The 18,138-nt window shown below is 72.9% G+C and carries 17 protein-coding genes and 3 tRNA genes; 4 read left to right on the top strand and 16 right to left on the bottom strand.

What is annotated here, in order from left to right:
• Positions 1 to 232: 232 nt before the first annotated feature.
• Complete coding sequence (locus ACIRPH_RS24480; RefSeq protein ID WP_402918321.1) at positions 233 to 1,042, bottom strand: SDR family oxidoreductase; 810 nt, start codon at positions 1,040 to 1,042, stop codon at positions 233 to 235.
• 14 nt (positions 1,043 to 1,056) lie between these two features.
• Between ACIRPH_RS24480 and ACIRPH_RS24485 the strand changes: the two genes are divergently transcribed.
• A complete protein-coding gene (locus tag ACIRPH_RS24485) occupies positions 1,057 to 1,485 on the top strand; it encodes a MarR family transcriptional regulator (protein WP_402918324.1) in 429 nt (142 codons plus the stop codon).
• A 313-nt stretch (positions 1,486 to 1,798) separates the two neighbouring features.
• Here ACIRPH_RS24485 and ACIRPH_RS24490 read toward each other — a convergent pair whose 3' ends face one another.
• From ACIRPH_RS24490 to ACIRPH_RS24505, 4 genes are all read right to left on the bottom strand, one after another.
• Positions 1,799 to 2,923, bottom strand: coding sequence for a D-alanine--D-alanine ligase family protein (locus ACIRPH_RS24490; protein WP_267946474.1), 1,125 nt, complete (start codon positions 2,921 to 2,923; stop codon positions 1,799 to 1,801).
• A 61-nt stretch (positions 2,924 to 2,984) separates the two neighbouring features.
• Positions 2,985 to 4,202 carry a trans-sulfuration enzyme family protein gene (locus ACIRPH_RS24495; RefSeq protein ID WP_402918327.1) on the bottom strand — a complete coding sequence of 406 codons (1,218 nt, stop codon included), beginning with the start codon at positions 4,200 to 4,202 and terminating at the stop codon, positions 2,985 to 2,987.
• A gap of 11 nt (positions 4,203 to 4,213) precedes the next feature.
• Complete coding sequence (locus ACIRPH_RS24500; protein ID WP_402918330.1) at positions 4,214 to 5,269, bottom strand: NAD(P)H-dependent glycerol-3-phosphate dehydrogenase; 1,056 nt, start codon at positions 5,267 to 5,269, stop codon at positions 4,214 to 4,216.
• Between the two features lie 8 nt (positions 5,270 to 5,277).
• Entirely contained in the window at positions 5,278 to 6,108 is an 831-nt protein-coding gene (locus ACIRPH_RS24505; protein WP_402918333.1) for a lysophospholipid acyltransferase family protein, read from the bottom strand.
• A 217-nt stretch (positions 6,109 to 6,325) separates the two neighbouring features.
• Between ACIRPH_RS24505 and cofC the strand changes: the two genes are divergently transcribed.
• Positions 6,326 to 7,021, top strand: a complete 696-nt coding sequence (cofC, locus tag ACIRPH_RS24510; RefSeq protein ID WP_402918336.1) for a 2-phospho-L-lactate guanylyltransferase — start codon at positions 6,326 to 6,328, stop codon at positions 7,019 to 7,021.
• A 205-nt stretch (positions 7,022 to 7,226) separates the two neighbouring features.
• Here the strand turns inward: cofC and ACIRPH_RS24515 are convergent, their stop codons facing one another.
• The 3 genes from ACIRPH_RS24515 to leuC form a co-directional block, all read right to left on the bottom strand.
• A complete protein-coding gene (locus tag ACIRPH_RS24515) occupies positions 7,227 to 7,511 on the bottom strand; it encodes an HU family DNA-binding protein (RefSeq protein ID WP_267946479.1) in 285 nt (94 codons plus the stop codon).
• A 350-nt stretch (positions 7,512 to 7,861) separates the two neighbouring features.
• Complete coding sequence (gene leuD / locus ACIRPH_RS24520; protein ID WP_267946480.1) at positions 7,862 to 8,458, bottom strand: 3-isopropylmalate dehydratase small subunit; 597 nt, start codon at positions 8,456 to 8,458, stop codon at positions 7,862 to 7,864.
• Positions 8,459 to 8,486: 28 nt separating this feature from the next.
• On the bottom strand, positions 8,487 to 9,893 hold the full coding sequence (gene leuC / locus ACIRPH_RS24525; protein WP_402918341.1) for a 3-isopropylmalate dehydratase large subunit: 1,407 nt from the start codon (positions 9,891 to 9,893) through the stop codon (positions 8,487 to 8,489).
• A gap of 154 nt (positions 9,894 to 10,047) precedes the next feature.
• Here leuC and ACIRPH_RS24530 point away from each other — a divergent pair, with 154 nt between their 5' ends.
• Entirely contained in the window at positions 10,048 to 10,731 is a 684-nt protein-coding gene (locus ACIRPH_RS24530) for an IclR family transcriptional regulator (RefSeq protein ID WP_276567193.1), read from the top strand.
• A gap of 259 nt (positions 10,732 to 10,990) precedes the next feature.
• Here the strand turns inward: ACIRPH_RS24530 and ACIRPH_RS24535 are convergent, their stop codons facing one another.
• From ACIRPH_RS24535 to ACIRPH_RS24570, 8 genes are all read right to left on the bottom strand, one after another.
• Complete coding sequence (locus ACIRPH_RS24535; RefSeq protein WP_402918344.1) at positions 10,991 to 11,908, bottom strand: helix-turn-helix transcriptional regulator; 918 nt, start codon at positions 11,906 to 11,908, stop codon at positions 10,991 to 10,993.
• A gap of 234 nt (positions 11,909 to 12,142) precedes the next feature.
• On the bottom strand, positions 12,143 to 12,406 hold the full coding sequence (locus tag ACIRPH_RS24540; RefSeq protein ID WP_402918347.1) for a hypothetical protein: 264 nt from the start codon (positions 12,404 to 12,406) through the stop codon (positions 12,143 to 12,145).
• 610 nt (positions 12,407 to 13,016) lie between these two features.
• Positions 13,017 to 13,092 (bottom strand) — tRNA-Glu (locus tag ACIRPH_RS24545).
• 109 nt (positions 13,093 to 13,201) lie between these two features.
• Positions 13,202 to 13,277: transfer RNA gene (locus tag ACIRPH_RS24550), tRNA-Glu, on the bottom strand.
• A 47-nt stretch (positions 13,278 to 13,324) separates the two neighbouring features.
• Positions 13,325 to 13,396: transfer RNA gene (locus ACIRPH_RS24555), tRNA-Gln, on the bottom strand.
• A 142-nt stretch (positions 13,397 to 13,538) separates the two neighbouring features.
• Positions 13,539 to 14,984, bottom strand: coding sequence for a glutamate--tRNA ligase (gene gltX / locus ACIRPH_RS24560; protein ID WP_402918349.1), 1,446 nt, complete (start codon positions 14,982 to 14,984; stop codon positions 13,539 to 13,541).
• A 62-nt stretch (positions 14,985 to 15,046) separates the two neighbouring features.
• Positions 15,047 to 16,081, bottom strand: a complete 1,035-nt coding sequence (locus tag ACIRPH_RS24565) for a GDSL-type esterase/lipase family protein (RefSeq protein WP_402918351.1) — start codon at positions 16,079 to 16,081, stop codon at positions 15,047 to 15,049.
• Positions 16,082 to 16,172: 91 nt separating this feature from the next.
• Positions 16,173 to 16,973: a fumarylacetoacetate hydrolase family protein gene (locus ACIRPH_RS24570; RefSeq protein ID WP_402918354.1), complete on the bottom strand. Its 801-nt coding sequence runs from the start codon at positions 16,971 to 16,973 to the stop codon at positions 16,173 to 16,175.
• A gap of 320 nt (positions 16,974 to 17,293) precedes the next feature.
• Between ACIRPH_RS24570 and ACIRPH_RS24575 the strand changes: the two genes are divergently transcribed.
• Positions 17,294 to 18,121, top strand: coding sequence for a DUF3152 domain-containing protein (locus tag ACIRPH_RS24575; RefSeq protein ID WP_402918616.1), 828 nt, complete (start codon positions 17,294 to 17,296; stop codon positions 18,119 to 18,121).
• Positions 18,122 to 18,138 lie beyond the last annotated feature (17 nt).

The following is an 18,138-nucleotide window of genomic DNA, read 5'->3' on the forward strand; positions in this document are numbered from 1 at the left end:
GTCGCCCGCATCTCGGCCCGGTCCTCCACGGGTGAGGATCGGGCCCGGTCGGAGGCGCGGGCGCGTGCTCGGTGATCGGGTCCGTAGGTCCTCCGGGGGCTGACCGCGCAGGCGGTGCCGTGGGCCGCGTCCGGTCGGATGTCGGGGGCGGCGAGGTGGAGCCGGCGGGCGCGGTCGGGTGCGTCCGCGGACGGCCTGCGGCCGCAGGACCGAGTACAGCTGCCGGGGCGCCTCAGAAGAGGCCACCGCTTGCGTGGATGGTCTGGCCGTTGATCCATGCGCCTTCGTCCGAGACCAGGAACGCGACCACCGACGCGATGTCGGCCGGCTCGCCCAGGCGGCCGAGGGGCGTCCGGCCACGGATGGACGCGGCCACGTCGGCCGGCATCTGGGCCTGCAGGGCATCGGTGCGGGTGGCGCCGGGCAATACGCTGTTCACCGTGATTCCGCGCGGTCCGAGCTCGTGTGCCGCCGTCCGGGCCAGCTGCTCGGCTGCCGCTTTGCTCGCGGCGTAGAGGCCCGCGCCAGGATGCGCCACGACGGTCGCACCGCTGGAGATCACGACGACCCGCCCACCGTGGCGCATGTGGAGCGGCGCCTCCTTCAGGGCTCTGAAGACGGGCCGGGTGTTGATGGCGAAGTGCAGCTCCAGGTCCTCGTCCGTGGCGTCCGCCAGGGATGTGGGGCGCGCCGTCCCCGTATTGCTGACGAGGACGTCCAGCCCGCCGTACTCCGCGACGGCCGCCTTGAACAGAGAGCTCAGTTGCGTCGCGTCGCGCACATCGGCCCGCACCGCGGTGGCCCGTCCGCCCGCACGCTCGACGGCGGCCACCGCGTCCTTCGCCGCGGCCGCGTCCGAGTGGTAGTTGACGATCACCCGCGCTCCGTCCGCCCCCAACCGTTCGGCGACGGCGCGCCCGATCCCCCGGGACGCTCCCGTCACGACTGCGACCTTGCCGTTCATGCGTGTGCCCGAGCCCTTCAAAAGGTGATGATGTCGATAGGTGAGATGATCTCCTAAATTGTCGACGAGGTCAATCATCTAGGCTGTCCCCCATGACCTCGCATGCCCTCGCCGCCGCCGTCACCACGCTGCACCGCGAGGCCGCCGCCCTCTACGCGCTCATCGGGCGCGAGTTCGGCCTGACCACTCAGCAGGCCCAGCTGCTGTGCGTCCTGACTTCCGATCGGCCGTCCTTCGGTGAACTGGCCACCACCCTCGGCTGCGACAGGACCAATGTCACCGGCATGGTCGACCGGCTGGAGAGGCGGGGGCTGTTGGCGAGGGAGCGCGACAGCGAGGACCGCAGGGTGAGCCGCGTAACGGCCACCCAGGAGGGCGAACAGCTGATCGTGCGCCTACGGGAGCGCTTCGCCGAAGCGGTCGCCGACCGGTTCAGCCGTCTCACGCCCGAGGAACATGACCGCCTCGCCGCCCTGGCGACCGCACTCGCCCCCGGAACGGCACCGCACTCGAAACACTGATGGCCCCGGCCGGCGAACCGGCCGCCCCGGCGAGCGCGCCCGCACCGCCCGGCCGCGGATCGATCAGCTGCACGTCCGCCGCCGCGGAGCCTTCGCCCGCGTCGAGGCGGAACCGGCCCACGGCACACGGGGCGAGCCGACGCGGCTGCGCTGTGCCGGCGCCGTCGGCCGGCGGCTCCCCGGATCCCGGTCCCCCGCACGCGCCGCAGGCGGGCAACCGGCCGGTCACCCGCCTGTGGACGGTGTCGGGGCGCGTCACCGCCCCCGTGCGCGCGCTCGCGCCGGGGGCTCCGCGCCCCTTTCGCCCCGCCCGCTACCTCAGGCCGGGGGCGCGGCGCAGCGCCGAGGCGATCATCCGCTCGATCAGCGCCGCGTAGTCCACCCCGGTGGCGGCCCACATCTGGGGGAACGCCGAGGCCGGGGTGAACCCGGGCATCGTGTTGAGCTCGTTGACGAGGATCTCGCCGTCCTCGGTGTAGAAGAAGTCCACCCGGGCCAGGCCCTCGCAGCCCATCGCCTCGAACACGTCGGCCGCCATCGCGCGCAGCCGCGCCGTGGCCTCCTCCGGGATCCGCGCCGGGATGGTGAGGCTGCTCGTCGAGAGGTACTTGGCCTCGAAGTCGTAGAAGTCGAACCCGTCGGCGACGTGCACCTCGGCCGGGAAGGACACGTCGGGGGTCCCGCCGTCCTCGGCCTCCAGGACGCCGCACTCGATCTCGCGGCCGACGACCTGCGCCTCCACCAGCACCTTGGGGTCGTGCTCCCGGGCGGCCTCGACGGCGGCGACCACGGCGTCGGCGTCCGAGGTGTCGCGCACCTTGGTGATGCCGACGCTGCTGCCCGCGCGGGCGGGCTTGACGAACACGGTGGCGCCCAGCTCGGCGACGTCGTCCAGCACCCGCTTGCGCTCCGTGCGCCACTGGCGGTCGGAGATCGCGACGAAGTCGCTGGTGGGGATGCCGTTGCCGCGGAGCATGGCCTTCATGAAGACCTTGTCCATGGCGGCGGCGCTGGAGAACACCCCGGCGCCCGCGTAGCGGACCCCCATCATCTCGAACAGCCCCTGGATGGTGCCGTCCTCACCGAAGGGGCCGTGCAGCAGCGGCAGGACGACGTCCACCTCGGCGAGCCGTTCGGGGCCCTTCTCCGGGTTGACGACCATCAGCTGGCCGGCCGCGTCGAAGGGCAGGGCCAGGTCCGCGCCGTCCTCGGGGACGGTCGGGAGCGCCCGGGTGGCCTCGTCGATGCGCAGCCGTTCGGGATCGCCCGAGGTCAGCACCCAGTTGCCCGTCCTGGTGATACCCACGGGCACGACCTCGTAGCGGTCCCCGTCGATGACGGACAACACGCTTCCCGCGGTGACGCAGGAGATCTCGTGTTCGGAACTACGCCCGCCGAAGACGACGGCGACCCGAATCTTGCGCTGCTCGGACGACATGCTGCCTGACCTTATCTCGCCAACTGATGGAACCGGAACCGGGAGAAATACCCGTGATGTGTCAGTTTCCCCCGTCGAGGGCCCGGAGGGCGTCCTCGATGAGGTCCTGCGGGTCCTCCAGGCCGATGGAGAACCGCACCGCGCCCGGGGAGATGCCCGCGGCCTCCAGTTCGGCCCCGCTCATGCTGCGGTGCGAGGTGGAGGCGACGTGTCCGGCCAGGGTGTGCGTGCCCCCGAGCGAGGCGGCGATGGTCGCCACGCGCAGGCGGTCGGCGAAGGCCGTCCCGGCCTCGCGCCCGCCGACCGGGTGCACGGTCACGACCGCCCCGCGCCGACCCGCGTCGAACAGCTCGTCCGCGAGCGCGGACTGCGGGTGCGAGGCGAGGGAGGGGTGGTCGACCCGCTCCACGAGGGGGTGGCCCTCCAGCGCCGCGGCGAAGGCCGCCGCGGTCCCGCACTGGCGCTGCACCCGGAGCGGCAGCGTCTCCAGGCCGCGGTGCAGCAGGTACGCCTCGTCGGGGGCGAGACAGGGGCCCAGGTCGATGCGCGCCGAGCGGATACGCCCGATGAGCTCCGGCGAGGCCACGGCCACGCCACCGGTGGTGTCGCTGTGGCCGCCGATGTACTTGGTGGCGGAGTGCACCACCACGTCGGCGCCGTGCTCCAGGGGCCGGCAGACCGCCGGTGACGCGAAGGTGGAGTCCACCACCAGCGCGGCCCCCGCTTCACGGGCGATCCGCGCCAGGCCCGGCAGGTCGGACACGGTCATCGTGGGGTTGGACAGCGTCTCGGTGAACACCACGCGGGTCCGCGGGCCGACGGCGGCGCGCACCGCGTCGAGGTCGGTGATGTCCACGAAGTCGGTGCTCACCCCGAACCGGCGCAGGAGGCGGTCCAGGAGCGAGTGGGTGTTGCCGTAGATGGAGCGGGCGGCCACGACGTGCGCGCCGGCCTCGGTCAGCGCCAGGAACACGGTGCTGAGCGCCCCCATGCCCGAGGAGAAGGCCTGCCCGCGCACCTCCTCCTCCAGGCCCGCGCCCTCCAGCGCGGCCACCGCGTCGGCGAACGCGTCGACGGTGGGGCTGTCGATGCGGGCGTACGAGTAGCCGGGGGAGGCTCCCGCGAGGACGTCCGCGTACTGCTGGGAGGTGTCGAACGCGTAGGTGGTCGCCCTGTGGACCGGCATGCGCATGGGGCGCTCCTCCGGCACCGGCGCCCCGGGGAGGGAGACCGCCCGGGTGTGCTCGCCACCGCCGCCGGCCCCTGCTGTGTGTGACATCGTGCTCGCTCTCAGACCCCGTAGCGTTCCGGTTTGCTGCTGCGCGACATGAACGCCACCAGCGCCTCGGCCGGGCTCAGGTCGTGGTGCATCATCTTGACGACGGCCTCGGTGATCGGCATGTCCACCCCGTTGGCCCACCCGAGTTCGAGGACGGACTCGGAGGACTTGACCCCCTCGGCGGTCTGCCTGGTCTCCGCCACGACCTGTTCGAGGGTCTTGCCCGCGCCCAGTTTCTCACCGAAGGTCCGGTTCCGCGACAGCGGCGAGGAGCATGTCGCGACGAGGTCCCCCATGCCCGCGAGGCCGGACAGCGTGTGCTCGTCCGCGCCCAGGGCCACCGCGAGGCGCGTGGTCTCGGCCAGGCCCCGGGTGATCAGGGACGCCTTGGTGTTGTCCCCGAACCCCATGCCCTCGGCCACGCCCACGGCGAGGCCGATCACGTTCTTCATCGCGCCGCCGATCTCCACCCCGACCAGGTCGGTGCTGGTGTAGGGACGGAAGTACGCCGACTTGAACAGCGACTGGAGACGGACGGCCGTCTCCTCGTGCGGGCACGCGACGACGGCGGTGGCGGGCTGGCGCTCCGCGATCTCCCGGGCCAGGTTGGGGCCCGACACGACCGCGATGCGCTCCTCCGGGTACTCCAGCACCTGGGCGATGATCTGGCTGACGCGCAGGCAGGTCCCCAGCTCCACGCCCTTCATGAGGCTGACGACCACCGCGTCCTCGCGCAGGTGGGGCCGCCACCCGACGAGGTTCGCGCGCAGTGTCTGCGAGGGGACCGCCAGCACGACCACGTCGGCCCCGGCGAGCGCCCCGGCGGCGTCGGCGGTGGCCCGCAGCCGGGGGTTCAGCCCGATGCCCGGGAAGTAGTCCGGGTTCTCGGAGGTCCCGTTGATCGCGTCCACGACGGACGCCCTGCGCCCCCACAGCACCACCTCGACGGGTCTGCCGCCGGGGTCCCGCTCCCGGGCCAGGTCGGCGGCGTCCGCGATGATGTTCGCGAACACGGTGCCCCAGGAGCCCGCGCCGAGAACGGCGACCTTCACGTTGTCGGTACCCATCTGCCCCGTCACGCCCCCGCGCTGCTCTTCCCGTTGTCGCCGCCGCCCGCGGCGCCGTCGTCCGTCCCGCCGTCGGCGTCACCGCCGGCGAGCCGCTCCGCCCGCTTGGCCTCGGCGGCCTCCTCCCGCGCCTTCTTGAAGTCGAAGGGGATCGCGGGCGGCTCCTCCCCGCGGATCTGCGCCTGGAGCGCGGTGATGTCGCCCATGATGAGCTCGGTGGCCTCCTTGAGGACCGTCGCGGTCAGCGGCAGGCCCTCGAACCGGGACAGGTCCACCGGCGGCCCGGCGCGGAAGTCGATGCGCTTGCGCGGGAACAGGCTGGGCTTCTTGGCCCCGTACGGCAGGAGGTTCTGCTCGCCCCAGTGCGCGACAGGGACGACCGGCACGCCCGTGGTCAGCGCCAGCCGCGCCACCCCGGTCTTGGCGGTCATCGGCCACAGGCCGGGGTCGCGGGTGCAGGTGCCCTCCGGGTAGAAGATCACCGAGGAGCCGTCTCGGGTGAGGGCGACCTCCGCCTCGTGGAGCGCCTTCACGGCGTCGGTGCTGCCGCGCTTGATCGGGATCTGCCCCGTGCTCCTGGCCACCGCGCGCACCACGGGGATCTTCATGACCCCGTCCTTCATCGTGAAGGTCGGCCAGCGGCGGGCCCCGATGTAGAGGAAGTGCGCGACCGTCAGCGGGTCCGCCATCGAGAGGTGGTTCGCGGCGATGATCACCCCGCCCCGGGCAGGGACGTTCTCGGTGCCCTCCCAGGTCGGCTTGGTGATGAACCACAGCACGAACCTGACGATCCGGGAGACGACCGCCTTCACCCACCGCGATTCTCGTTGCTTGGCCACGGGACTCCTCACTTCATCGCTCCCGGCCCGTCCGGGCCTCGGAGCACAACCGGTTCAGTGTAGGACGTGGCGGAACCCTCCCAGGTGCCCCCGCCGGACCGGTCCGGGAAGGGCCGCCGGGTCGAGGCTCCGACACGCCACAGGGTGCCCGCGCCGCGCCCTCCCCGAGCGCCTACCCTCGTGACTGTCGTGGCCGATTCGACGTCCCGGGGGAAGCGTGACCGGCTTTGGAGTACGGGGCGGGGCGCCGCGCCCCGGGGTGCGCTGGTCCCTCGTCGTCCCAGTCAAGCACCTCGGCCGCGCCAAGACCCGACTGGCCCTGGCCGCCGGGGGGCTCCGCGAGGACCTGGCGCTGGCGATCGCCTGCGACACGGTCGAGGCGGCACTGGCCTGCCCCGGCGTGGAGGCCGTGTTCGCGGTGACCGAGGACCGCCGGGCCGGCGCCGAGCTGACCGGCCTGGGCGCGGTCGTGGTCGGCGGCGAGCCCGGCACCGGGCTGAACTCCGCCCTGGCCCACGGGGCCGCGGCCGCACGGCGCAGGCGGCCCGGGGCCGGGGTGTGCGCCCTGTCGGCCGACCTCCCCGCGCTGCGCCCGGACGAGCTGGACCGGGTCCTCGCCGCGGCGGCCCGCCACGGGCGCTCGTTCCTGCCGGACGCCCCGGGTGTGGGGACGACCCTGCTCGCGGCGGCACCCGGCCACCCCTTCACCCCCGCGTTCGAGGGGGCCTCGCGGGCGCGGCACCGGGACGGGGGCGCGCACGAGATCGCGCTCCCGGACGTGGCGTCGGTCCGGCGGGACGTGGACACCCCGGAGGACCTGTGCGACGCGGTGGGCCTGGGGGTGGGTCCGCGGACCCGTGAGCTGTGGGAGGCGGTCGCGGGCGGCTGCCTGAGGACGCAGGGCGCCCCCTGACGCCCCTGGAGGCTCCGGGAGGGCCTGTCCCGCGCTCGTGGGGCCTCTGAGGCGCACAGAACGCCCTGTGGCGCGTGTGAACGTCATTGGGTGTGCCGCCCCGCCGCCGGAGGCACGGAACGCCCCGTCGCCCCGGAACAGAGATCCGCCCGGGCTCCCCGCAGGGAACCCGGGCGGACTCGGCCCGTCGCCGTGTGGCGGTGGGCTACTTCTTCTTGTCCCCGTTGACGAGGGCCTTGAAGTCAGCGCCGGCGCGGAACTTCGGAACGAAGCTCGCGGGGACGTTGATGGTGGCCCCGGTGGCGGGGTTGCGCGCGGTGCGAGCCGCGCGCTCGGACTTCTCGAAAACGCCGAAGCCCGTGATGGCGACCTTGTCGCCCGACGCCACGGTTGCCTGAATGGTCTCAAGCACAGCGTTGACCGCTTCGGTCGCGGTCTTCTTGTCTCCGAGACGATCGGAGATCGCGTCGATCAGGTCACGCTTGTTCATAAGGTTCCTCCGGTTCCCCCTTGCTCGCACGAAATTAGGGGAAGCAGAGGCCCTTACACAAATACAAACGCCTACGGGCAAGGCGTGTCGGCCCCTTCCCCACCTGCGAGGGAGCCTCACGGAGGGTGCGGTCTGGACCGGTGGAGCCCGGGACCGCAGTCCCATTTGACCCCTTCTGTAGCTCTCAAAAGCCTACGTATAACCGGATTCCGGGCACCAGACACGCCGAGCTTAAGGACAGCGGGAAGGTAAGCGAACGCTCACACCAAGTAAAGGTAAAATATTTCTGGGCCGGGGGTGTGCTGCGTCACACGACGCCTCGATCCCCGGCCCAGAACACGATCCGGCCCCTACAGGGTCACGGGGAGCCACGGCTTCCGGGTCGCCTCGAAGGCCCCCACCTCGTCGGTGTGGCGCAGCGTCAGGGCGATGTCGTCCAGCCCCTCCATCAGCCGCCAGCGGGTGTAGTCGTCGAGCTCGAACGGCTCCTGCACCCCGGCGCCCGGGGAGCGCACCTCGCGCTCGACGAGGTCGACGGTCACCTCGGTCGCCGGGTCGGCCTCGACGGCCTTCCAGATGCGCTCGATGACCTCCTGGGGCAGCAGGACCGTCAGCAGCCCGCCCTTGAGCGAGTTGCCGCGGAAGATGTCCGCGAAGCGCGAGGACAGCACGGTCTTGAAGCCGTAGTCCTGGAGCGCCCAGACGGCGTGCTCGCGGGAGGAGCCGGTGCCGAAGTCCGGGCCGGCCACCAGCACGGACGCGCCCTCGTACTCGGGGCGGTTGAGGACGAAGTCCGGGTCGGACTTGCGCCACTCGGCGAACAGGCCGTCCTCGAAGCCGGTACGGGCGACCCGCTTGAGGTAGACGGCCGGGATGATCTGGTCGGTGTCGACGTTGCTGGAACGCAGCGGCACGGCCCGACCGGTGTGGACGTCGAACTTCTCCATGGGGAGGTCTCTCCTAACGGGTCAGGTGCTACAGGGCGGCCAGGTCGGCGGGCGAGGACAGGGTGCCGCGCACGGCGGTCGCCGCGGCGACCTGGGGCGACACGAGGTGGGTGCGCCCGCCGCGGCCCTGGCGGCCCTCGAAGTTGCGGTTCGAGGTGGAGGCGCTGCGCTCGCCCGGCTTGAGCTGGTCGGGGTTCATGCCCAGGCACATCGAGCAGCCCGCCTCGCGCCACTCGGCGCCGGCGGCCTCGAAGACCTCGCCCAGCCCCTCCGCGTTGGCCTGCTCCTTGACCCGCATGGACCCGGGGACCACGAGCATGCGCACGCCCTCGGCGACCCTGCGGCCGCGGATGATCTCGGCGGCGGTGCGCAGGTCCTCGATGCGGCCGTTGGTGCACGAGCCGAGGAAGACGGTGTCCACCCGGACCTCCCGCATCGGCGTCCCCGGAGCGAGGTCCATGTAGGCCAGGGCCTTCTCCGCGGCGGCGCGGGCCGAGGGGTCCTCGTAGGAGGCGGGGTCGGGGACCTCGGCGTGCAGGGGCACGCCCTGGCCGGGGTTGGTGCCCCAGGTGACGAACGGGCTGAGCTCGTCGGCGTCCAGGACGACCTCGGCGTCGAAGACGGCGCCCTCGTCGGTGCGCAGGCTCTTCCAGTGCTCGACGGCGGCGTCGAAGTCCTCGCCCCGGGGGGCGTGCGGGCGGCCCTCGATGTAGTCGAACGTGGTCTGGTCCGGGGCGATCATCCCGGCGCGGGCGCCCGCCTCGATGGACATGTTGCACACGGTCATGCGGGCTTCCATGGACAGGGCCTCGATGGCCTCGCCCCGGTACTCGATGACGTAGCCCTGGCCGCCGCCGGTGCCGATCTTGGCGATGACGGCGAGGATGATGTCCTTGGCGGACACCCCCGGCCGCAGCGTTCCGTCGACCGTGACCGCCATGGTCCGGAAGGGCGCCATGGGCAGGGTCTGGGTGGCCAGCACGTGCTCGACCTGGCTGGTGCCGATGCCGAAGGCCAGGGCCCCGAACGCGCCGTGGGTGCTGGTGTGGCTGTCGCCGCAGACGATGGTCATCCCGGGCTGGGTGAGGCCCAGCTGGGGGCCGACCACGTGCACGACGCCCTGCTCGATGTCGCCCATCGGGTGCAGGCGCACGCCGAAGTCGGAGCAGTTCTTGCGCAGCGTCTCGACCTGCTTGCGGGAGACGGGGTCGGCGATGGGGGCGAGGAGGTCCTGCGTGGGGACGTTGTGGTCCTCGGTGGCGATGGTCAGGTCCGGGCGCCGGACCTTGCGGCCGGCCAGCCGCAGCCCCTCGAAGGCCTGCGGGCTGGTCACCTCGTGGACCAGGTGGAGGTCGATGTAGAGCAGGTCCGGCTCGCCGTCGGCACGTCGGACGACGTGCTCCTCCCAGACCTTCTCGGCCATCGTGCGTGCCATGGGCGGTCGCCTCTCTCGTGTCAGACGTGTCGGGCTCGTCTCGGTGTGCCCTGCGCGGACTGCGGGCCGACTTGCATTCCATATTTCGAGACGGCAATATCAAGCCATGGACAACTCTAGCTCATCCAGCGGCGTCGGTGTCCTGGACAAGACCATGTCCGTCCTCGACGCCCTGGAGTCCGGTCCGGCCTCCCTGGCCCAGTTGGTCCAGATCACCGGACTGGCACGGCCGACCGCGCACAGGCTGGCCGTCGCCCTCGAACGGCACCGCATGGTCTCCCGGGACAGCCAGGGCCGGTTCGTGCTCGGCCCCCGCCTCGGCGAACTCTCCATAGCGACCGGGGAGGACCGCCTGCTGGCCGTCGCGGCCCCCGTCCTCGTGCAGCTGCGCGACCTGACCGGCGAGAGCGCCCAGCTCTACCGCCGCCAGGGCGACCTGCGGGTGTGCGTGGCGGCCTCCGAGCGGAGCAGCGGCCTGCGGGACACGGTCCCCGTGGGCAGCGAGCTCCCCATGAACGCCGGTTCGGCCGCCCAGGTCCTCCTCGCCTGGGAGGACTCCGACCGCATACGGCGGTCGCTGGTGGGCGCCCGCTTCACCGCCGCCAGCCTCGCCCAGGTGCGCCGCCGCCGCTGGGCCCAGAGCGTCGCCGAGCGGGAGCAGGGCGTGGCGTCGGTGTCCGCCCCGGTGTCCGGCCCCGGCGGGCGCGTGATCGCCGCCGTCTCGGTGTCCGGTCCGATAGAGCGCCTGACCCGCTCCCCCGGCCGTATCCACTCCCAGGCGGTGCTGTCCGCCGCCGAGAAGATCAGCGAGTCGCTGCACACCGAGGTCGCCCACTGACGCGCCCCGCCCCCCGCCGGGGCCGCCGCAGGCCCCCTTCCCCGCGTCGACCGGGGGACGGGCCCTCCCCTTCCCCGGCACCGTCCCCACCTCGAACGGGCGACCGCGCCCCCGGTGCTCCGGGCGGCGCGGTTCCGCGTTCCCGGCGGTGCGCACGGGCGCTCCGCGGCGTCCCGGGGGCCGTCCGCAGCCCCGGAAGGGCGCCGGCCCGAAGGCCGGGGACGCCGGTCCGGCGCCGGTCCCGGCTCCGGGCCGGCCGTCAGGCGCCCACGAGGTCCATGGGCGAACGCGCCGAGATCGTGGCCGTCTTCGTGGACGCCCCCTCGGCGGCCACGGTGAACTCGCTCTCCGGGGACAGGGCGATCATCCCCAGCCAGTCGCGCACGGTCATCCCGCGCACCAGCTCGGTCGGCTTCGCCGCGCCGCCCTCGCCGTCGACCATGACCAGGGCGTGGATGCGGTTGGTGACCGTGGCGAGCACGACGGGGTGGTCGAACGACTCCAGCCGGCGGAAGACGTCCACGGCCCCGTCGCCGGGCGAGCAGACCAGGATGGTGTAGCGCCCCCGGGGATCGCGCACCCGGGGGTTCTTGACCAGGTAGTGGATGAACTCGCGGGTCGTGCGGGCGTGCGCGGCGAGCAGCTTGGACACGCGCCGCACGTGGGGGCTGTCGACGTGGCGCACGAGGGCCAGCTCGACCTTGCGCGTGGTCTGGAGGAGCCAGTCGATCTCGGTGGCCTCCGCACGGGTGGGGCGCAGTTCGCCGTCGCCCAGGCCGATCCCGCCGAGCCACGCGTCGACCTCGGACCACAGCCACACGGAGGAGCGGCCGACGGTCGCCTCCGGCGCGGGGAAGGGGACGCCGTCCCGGCGCTGGCCGCGGGTCCACTGGGTGACGTTCTGCCTGGTCCGGCCGGTGAGTTCCGCGATGTCGGAGACGCCGACGAGCTCCCGGTCCAGACGGACCAGCCGCACCCGGGGAGCCGTGGCGTGGACGCGCTCCATGAGCACCCTGGCCGCGGTGACGGCGTCGGGCCCGGCCCCGGCCACGGTCAGCCGGGTCACCCCGTGGGAGGAGGAGACGACCGCGTCGAGGTCCTCGGTGAGGGTGTGGACCGAGTCGTGGTCGTCCAGGGTGATCCCGTCGACGACGAAGACGAACTCGTACTCGGCCATCGGCCCCGCCTTCCTCCGTCGCACCGCCCCGCGCACCGGGGACCGGGGCGCGCCGACACCGCGCCAGCGTTGACAAACGTCAACAACAGGGTACCCGCCACGGCATGATCGCACCATGCCCGGGCCGGAACGGGACCGGCCGCCGCGGTCCGCGGTCCGCGGCCGGGCCCGGGAACGCGCCGCCCGCTCCGGCGAGGGGGCCGACCGGCCGCCCCTCCGGCGCCCGCGCCGGGATCACTCGCGGGGGCCGCGCGCACCGCGCCTGGGGTCGTCCGGGGGCATCGGGCAGCGCCGGGCCTCCTGCCTGATGCGGCGTGCGGCCCGGCCGGAGTCCCTCGGCGTCCCGGGAACCTGGATGCGGGTGCAGCCGCAGTCGCAATACAGGCGGCCCCAGTGGCCCTCGCGCCTGAGCACCCACCCCCGCTCCCCCAGCTCCTTGAGGACCTCCCGGACCTCCTTGTCCTGGTGGCGGCCGGGGCCGAGTTCACGGCCGGTCACGGCGCACCGCCTCCCCGCGGGGAGGGGCGTGCGGCCCGGTCGGCCGTCCGGTGGGAGAGAGGTCGCTCTTCATACGCTCCGACAGGGGGTTGGTCGGTCGGGGGGACTGCGCCGCCCCAGTATTCCAGGGGCGGCCCGCCCGCGCGGGCGCACCCGGGCAACGCGCGGCGGCGCCGGACGGTTTCCGCGGGCCCACGCCCCGGCTCCCGGGCCGCCGGGGCCTCCCGGCCGTGGACACCTGTCGGCGCCCTGTCCGACCCGACGCCGTGCCCCACGGGAACGCGGCGGGGACCGGCGAACGCCCGCACACGCCCGGACCCGGCGCGCGGGCGCCACCGGCCCGCCGGTGCGGCCGGGGCCGCGCCGGCAGGACTCGGCGGTGGGGTCCGCCGTCCCGGTCCGGCTGTGCGAAGGCGGGACGGGCGGCGACGGGACCGGCTGCCGGACCGGAGGGGCGTGGCGCCCTCCTTCCCGGGGGCGCCGCGCGAGGAGCCGGACCTGCCGGTCGCGCACGCGGACCGGACCCTCCGGCGCAGGGGCGCCCCGGCCCGGCTCCGCGGAACCGGCCCCGGACGCACGAAAGGCCCCATCCTCGCGGATGGAGCCTGACTGGTACCCCCGAGCGGATTCGAACCGCCGTTACCGCCTTGAGAGGGCGGCGTCCTAGGCCACTAGACGACGGGGGCCGGACTGGCCGGAGCAGGACCGCGAAACCACGATACCTACACCAACCGGACATCGGTGGCATGCACCGACCCAGAAAAAAACTCCCACACCGTGGGAGTCTCTCCCTGTTGGTACCCCCGAGCGGATTCGAACCGCCGTTACCGCCTTGAGAGGGCGGCGTCCTAGGCCACTAGACGACGGGGGCGCACTGGATCAGAGATCCATGAGACTCACGGAGACCGCAAGTCTGTGCTGGGGTACCAGGACTCGAACCTAGACTAACTGAACCAGAATCAGTCGTGCTGCCGATTACACCATACCCCAGTGCTCTGGGAGGACCCGGTAGCTTCCGCTTCCCTGTCCCCCTCGGCGACGTGGATAACTCTAGCGGACATTCGGAGTGGTCGCGAACCGAAGACGGGGCGGCCGGCCTGTGGCTCCGACCACCCCGGACCGGGGCTCGCGCCTACTCTGACGCGGAGTCCTCCTGGGCGCGCAGCTTGGCCAGCGCGGCCTCCAGCCGCGCCCGCACGCGCTCGCGGCCGAGCAGCTCCAGCGACTCGAACAGCGGCAGTCCGACCGTCCGCCCGGTGACCGCGACGCGCACCGGGGCCTGCGCCTTGCCCAGCTTCAGGCCGAGCGTCGCGCCGGTCTCCTCGGTGGCGGTCTTGAGGTCCTCGGCGGTCCACGGCAGCCCCGGGTCGGCGAAGCGGGCCAGGGCGGCCTCCAGCATCTCCGCGCCGACGCCCGGCTTCATGGCCTTGGCCCAGCTCTTCTCGTCCTCCACCGGCTCGGGGAGGAACAGGAAGTCCACGTTGGGCACGATCTCGCTGAGCACCGCCACGCGGCTCTGCGCGAGCGGCGCGACGGCGGCGAAGACCTCGGGGTCGTAGTCGGCCGGGTCCCACGGCGCGGCGTCGCCGGTCAGCCAGGGCCGGCAGCGCTCGGCGAACTCCTCGGCGCTCAGCGCGCGGATGTACTCGCCGTTGAACGCGCGGAGCTTCTTCTCGTCGAAGAAGGCGCTGGAGCTGTTGACGTCCTCGATGCGGAACAGGGGCACCATCTCCGACCACGGCATGATCTCGCGGTCGTCGCCGGGGGCCCACCCCAGGAGCATGAGGTAGTTGACCATCGCCTCGGCGAGGTAGCCCTCCTCCTGGTAGGACTCCAGGGCCACCTTGTCACGGCGCTTGGACAGCTTCTTGCGCTGCTCGTTGACGATGACGGGCAGGTGCGCCCACACCGGCGGGGTCAGGCCCAGCGCCTCCCACAGCAGCTGCTGCTTGGGGGTGTTGGACAGGTGCTCCTCGCCCCGGACGACCTGGTTGATGCCCATCTCCACGTCGTCCACGACGTTGGCCAGGACGAACAGCGGCGAGCCGTCGGCACGCGCGATGACGAAGTCCTCGATGGCGGAGTGCTCGAACTCCACCCTGCCGCGGATCCGGTCCTCCACCACGGTGGGACCGCCGTCGGGCACGCGGAAGCGCAGGGCGCGGCCGGGGCCCGGCTCCAGGTTGCGCTCGCGGCAGTGGCCGTCGTACCCCAGGTTGGGGTTGTCGCGCCGCTCCTGCACCTGCTCGCGGGTGCAGTCGCAGTAGTAGGCGCGGCCGTTCTTGTACAGCTCCTGCGCGGTCTCGCGGTGCTTGTCGGCGTAGGCCGACTGGAAGTAGGGGCCCTCGAAGTGCGGGTCGTCCTCGCCGATGCCGAGCCAGGCCAGCGCGCGGACGATGCCCTCGGTCCACTCGGGGCGGTTGCGGGCGGCGTCGGTGTCCTCGATGCGCAGCACCATGCGCCCCTCGGAGCGCTGCTGGGCCAGCGCCCAGTTGAACAGTGCGGAACGGGCGCCGCCGACGTGGAACATGCCCGTGGGGGACGGGGCGAAGCGGGTACGAAGCGAAGTCTCAGTCACGCAGCCCAGGGTATCCGCGGTGCGCGGGGGCCCGGGGGAGGTCCGCCGGCGGCCGGGCGGGCTCACCCCTGCGCGGGCCTGACCGCCAGGGGCCTCGGGAAGCCGAAACCGATCCCGTACCCCTGCGCCAGGGCGTCCGCGAACGCCGCGGCGATCTTGGTCTCACCGCCGGCGTTGGGGTGGGTGCCGTCGTAGGTGTCGGCGGCCACGTCCCAGGACTCCCTGCCCGCGACGTCGAGGCTGATCACGGGAGAGGCGTCCGTGGACAGGTCGGCGGCGACCTCGCGGACGAGCTCGTTGTAGGCGTAGACCCGCAGCGCGAACCCCTCGTCGGACTCGGCGAGGGCGATGGGGAGGGTCTCGGCGATCACGATGCGCAGGTTCGGGTTGCCCGCGCGGGCCGACTCCACGTAACCGCGCAGCCGGTGCTCCATCTCCTCCATGGTGACGGGCCACAGCAGGTCGTTCACGCCGAGCATGACGCACAGGACGTCGGGCCGGTGGACCCTGACCTCCTCCCCGATGGAGGCCGCGGCGTCGCGCAGGGTGCGCCCCCACAGGGCGTTGTGGTCCTGGTCGAAGTCGGGATCGCGGTACTCGACGGTGTCGGGGTCGCCGTCGGCTCCGGGCCAGACCACCCCCTCCAGCTCCTGCGGCTCCTCCGGGGAGGGGCCGGAGGGCTCCTCCTCCGGACGGTCCGCCGGGGCGCCGCCCCCGCCGCCCTCCTCGTAGCCCTCGGCCGGGTCCTGCGCGGGGCTCTCCACGGCCTCGTCCCCGGTCGTGGGGACGGGCAGGATCATCTCCCGGGTGGCGGGATCGGTGTAGGGGCCGACGAAGTCGAGCCCCTCCACCTGCGGGGCGAGGTGGTTCCACAGGTGGTAGCGCCAGGTCCGGTCTCCGTTGGCGCCCTGGGTCATCGAGTCGCCCGCCAGCATGATGCGGCGCGGGTCGTCCACTGGTCCCTCCGCTTCCCGTACGGTCTCGCCGCCTTCGTCGCGCTCCGCGGTCCAGTAGGCGGTCCCCGCGACCAGTAGCACGGCCGCGAGCGCGCCCGCGAGGACGAGGGGTCGGGCGCGGCGGTGTCGGGGGGTCGTCACGTGTGGGCCTTCCGCTGGTCCGTGGGCCGGCGGCGCGCCGCCGGCCCCGTGGTGGGACGGTACTCCGCCGGCTCCCGGCCTCGGTACCCGGTCAGTCGCGGGCCACCACCCGGTTGCTGATGGTGCCCAGCCGTTCCACCGTCACCGAGACCTCCTGGCCGATCTGCACCGGCCCCACCCCGGCCGGGGTGCCGGTGAGGACCACGTCACCGGGGAGGAGCGTCATGAAGGAGGTGACATAGGCGATGATGCCCGGGATGTCGTGGATGAACTGCGAGGTCCGCCCGGACTGGCGGACCTCCCCGTCCACGGTGGTGGTGAGCGCCAGGTCCTGGGCCTCCTCGATGCTCAGCCCCGTGGTGATCCAGGGCCCGATGGGGCAGAAGGAGTCGAAGCCCTTGGCCCGCGTCCACTGCTTGTCCTTCTTCTGGAGGTCGCGTGCGGTCACGTCGTTGGCGACGGTGTACCCGAAGATGACGTCCTTGGCGCGCTCGCGCGGCACCTCGCGGCAGGGCCGCGAGATGACGATGGCCAGCTCGCCCTCGAAGTCGACCCGCTCCGAGACCGAGGGGTGGAAGATCGGGTCGCGGGGGCCGGCCACGGAGGTGGACGGCTTGAGGAACACGACGGGCTCGTCGGTGGACTCGCCCGTGACGTCCTTCATCTCCGCGACGTGGTCGGCGTAGTTCTTGCCGATGCAGACCACCTTGGTGGGCAGGACCGGCGAGAGCAGCCGGACGTCGGAGAGCCTGGCCCTCTCACCGGTCAGTTTGATGTCGCCCAGGAGAGGGTGTCCGCTCAGCCGCGCGACGAACTCCTCCCCACTGTCGGAATCGGTGTCGATCAGCCCGAAGCCGACCTCGTCCCCGACGGCGAACCGTGCGATGCGCACCTGGTGCCTCCCAGCAGCCCCGTTGTCTCTGTTGCGGTTGAAGCGTATCCGCGAGCCGGGGCCGAGGTGCGGGCGGGACTCGGTCCGGAACTCCGGTGGGCCAGGACCGGAACCCGGGGCGCGGCGCTCCGAGGGCTTCCGGGCGCACAACGGCCGAGCTCCGGGACACCAGGGTTCCCCGGACGCATGCCTGGCCCGAACTCCGGGCGAACTCTGGCATGCTGGGTCCGATATCCGTTGTCGAGAGGTTGCTCGTCGTGCCCACGTCCGCTTCGCCCACGGGTCGGTCCCGTGCCAGGCACCGCCGACGCCGGTACCCGATGGGGCTGGCACTGGGCCTGTGCCTGGTCTCGGGTGCCTCGGCCGTGCTCATGATCAGCGTTCCCGCGCCGCCGTCCGACCTCGACTCCCCCTCGGAGACCTCCGCCACCGCCCCGGTGGGCGACGGCGTTCCCGACGGCCCCGGGGCCTCGGCGGAGGAGCCCGGGCAGGTGGACAGCGCCACGGGGCAGGGCCAGGAGACCTCCCCCTCCCCCGGGGAGGCCGAGGACCAGCCCGTCCTCCTCCGCTCCGTGGAGGAGGAGGTCGACAGCGCCGACGGCGAGATGACCGTGATGGAGGGCGAGAGCGACGTCATGGGGGACGGTCCCCTGACGACCTTCGCCGTGGAGGTCGAGGACGGGCTTCCCGGCGACGCCGAGGACTTCGTGGCCGCCGTCGAGGAGATCCTGGGCGACCCCCGCAGCTGGGGGGACGACGGGGAGCGCTCGCTCCAGCGGGTGGACGGCGAGGACGCCGACATCCGGGTCCTGCTGGCCGCGCCGGACACCGTCGACCGCATGTGCGCCCCGCTCAACACCAACGGGTACGTCTCCTGCGCCAACGGCAACCGGGCGATCATCAACCAGAACCGCTGGGTGGGGAGCGTCCCCCACTTCGACGACGACCTGGAGACCTACCGGATCTACCTGATCAACCACGAGGTGGGGCACACCCTGGGCCACGGCCACGTCAACTGCCCCGGCGAGGGCGAGCCCGCCCCCGTGATGCAGCAGCAGACCCTCGGCCTCCAGGGGTGCGAGGCCAACGGCTGGGTCCACCCGGACAACGGGCCCGCCGACGGGTCCGACGAGGACCCCGACGACTGACCCGCCGCCGCGCGTCC

The sequence above is a fragment of the Nocardiopsis sp. NPDC101807 genome (genome assembly GCF_044766605.1).
GTDB classification, from domain to species: Bacteria; Actinomycetota; Actinomycetes; order Streptosporangiales; family Streptosporangiaceae; genus Nocardiopsis; species Nocardiopsis tropica.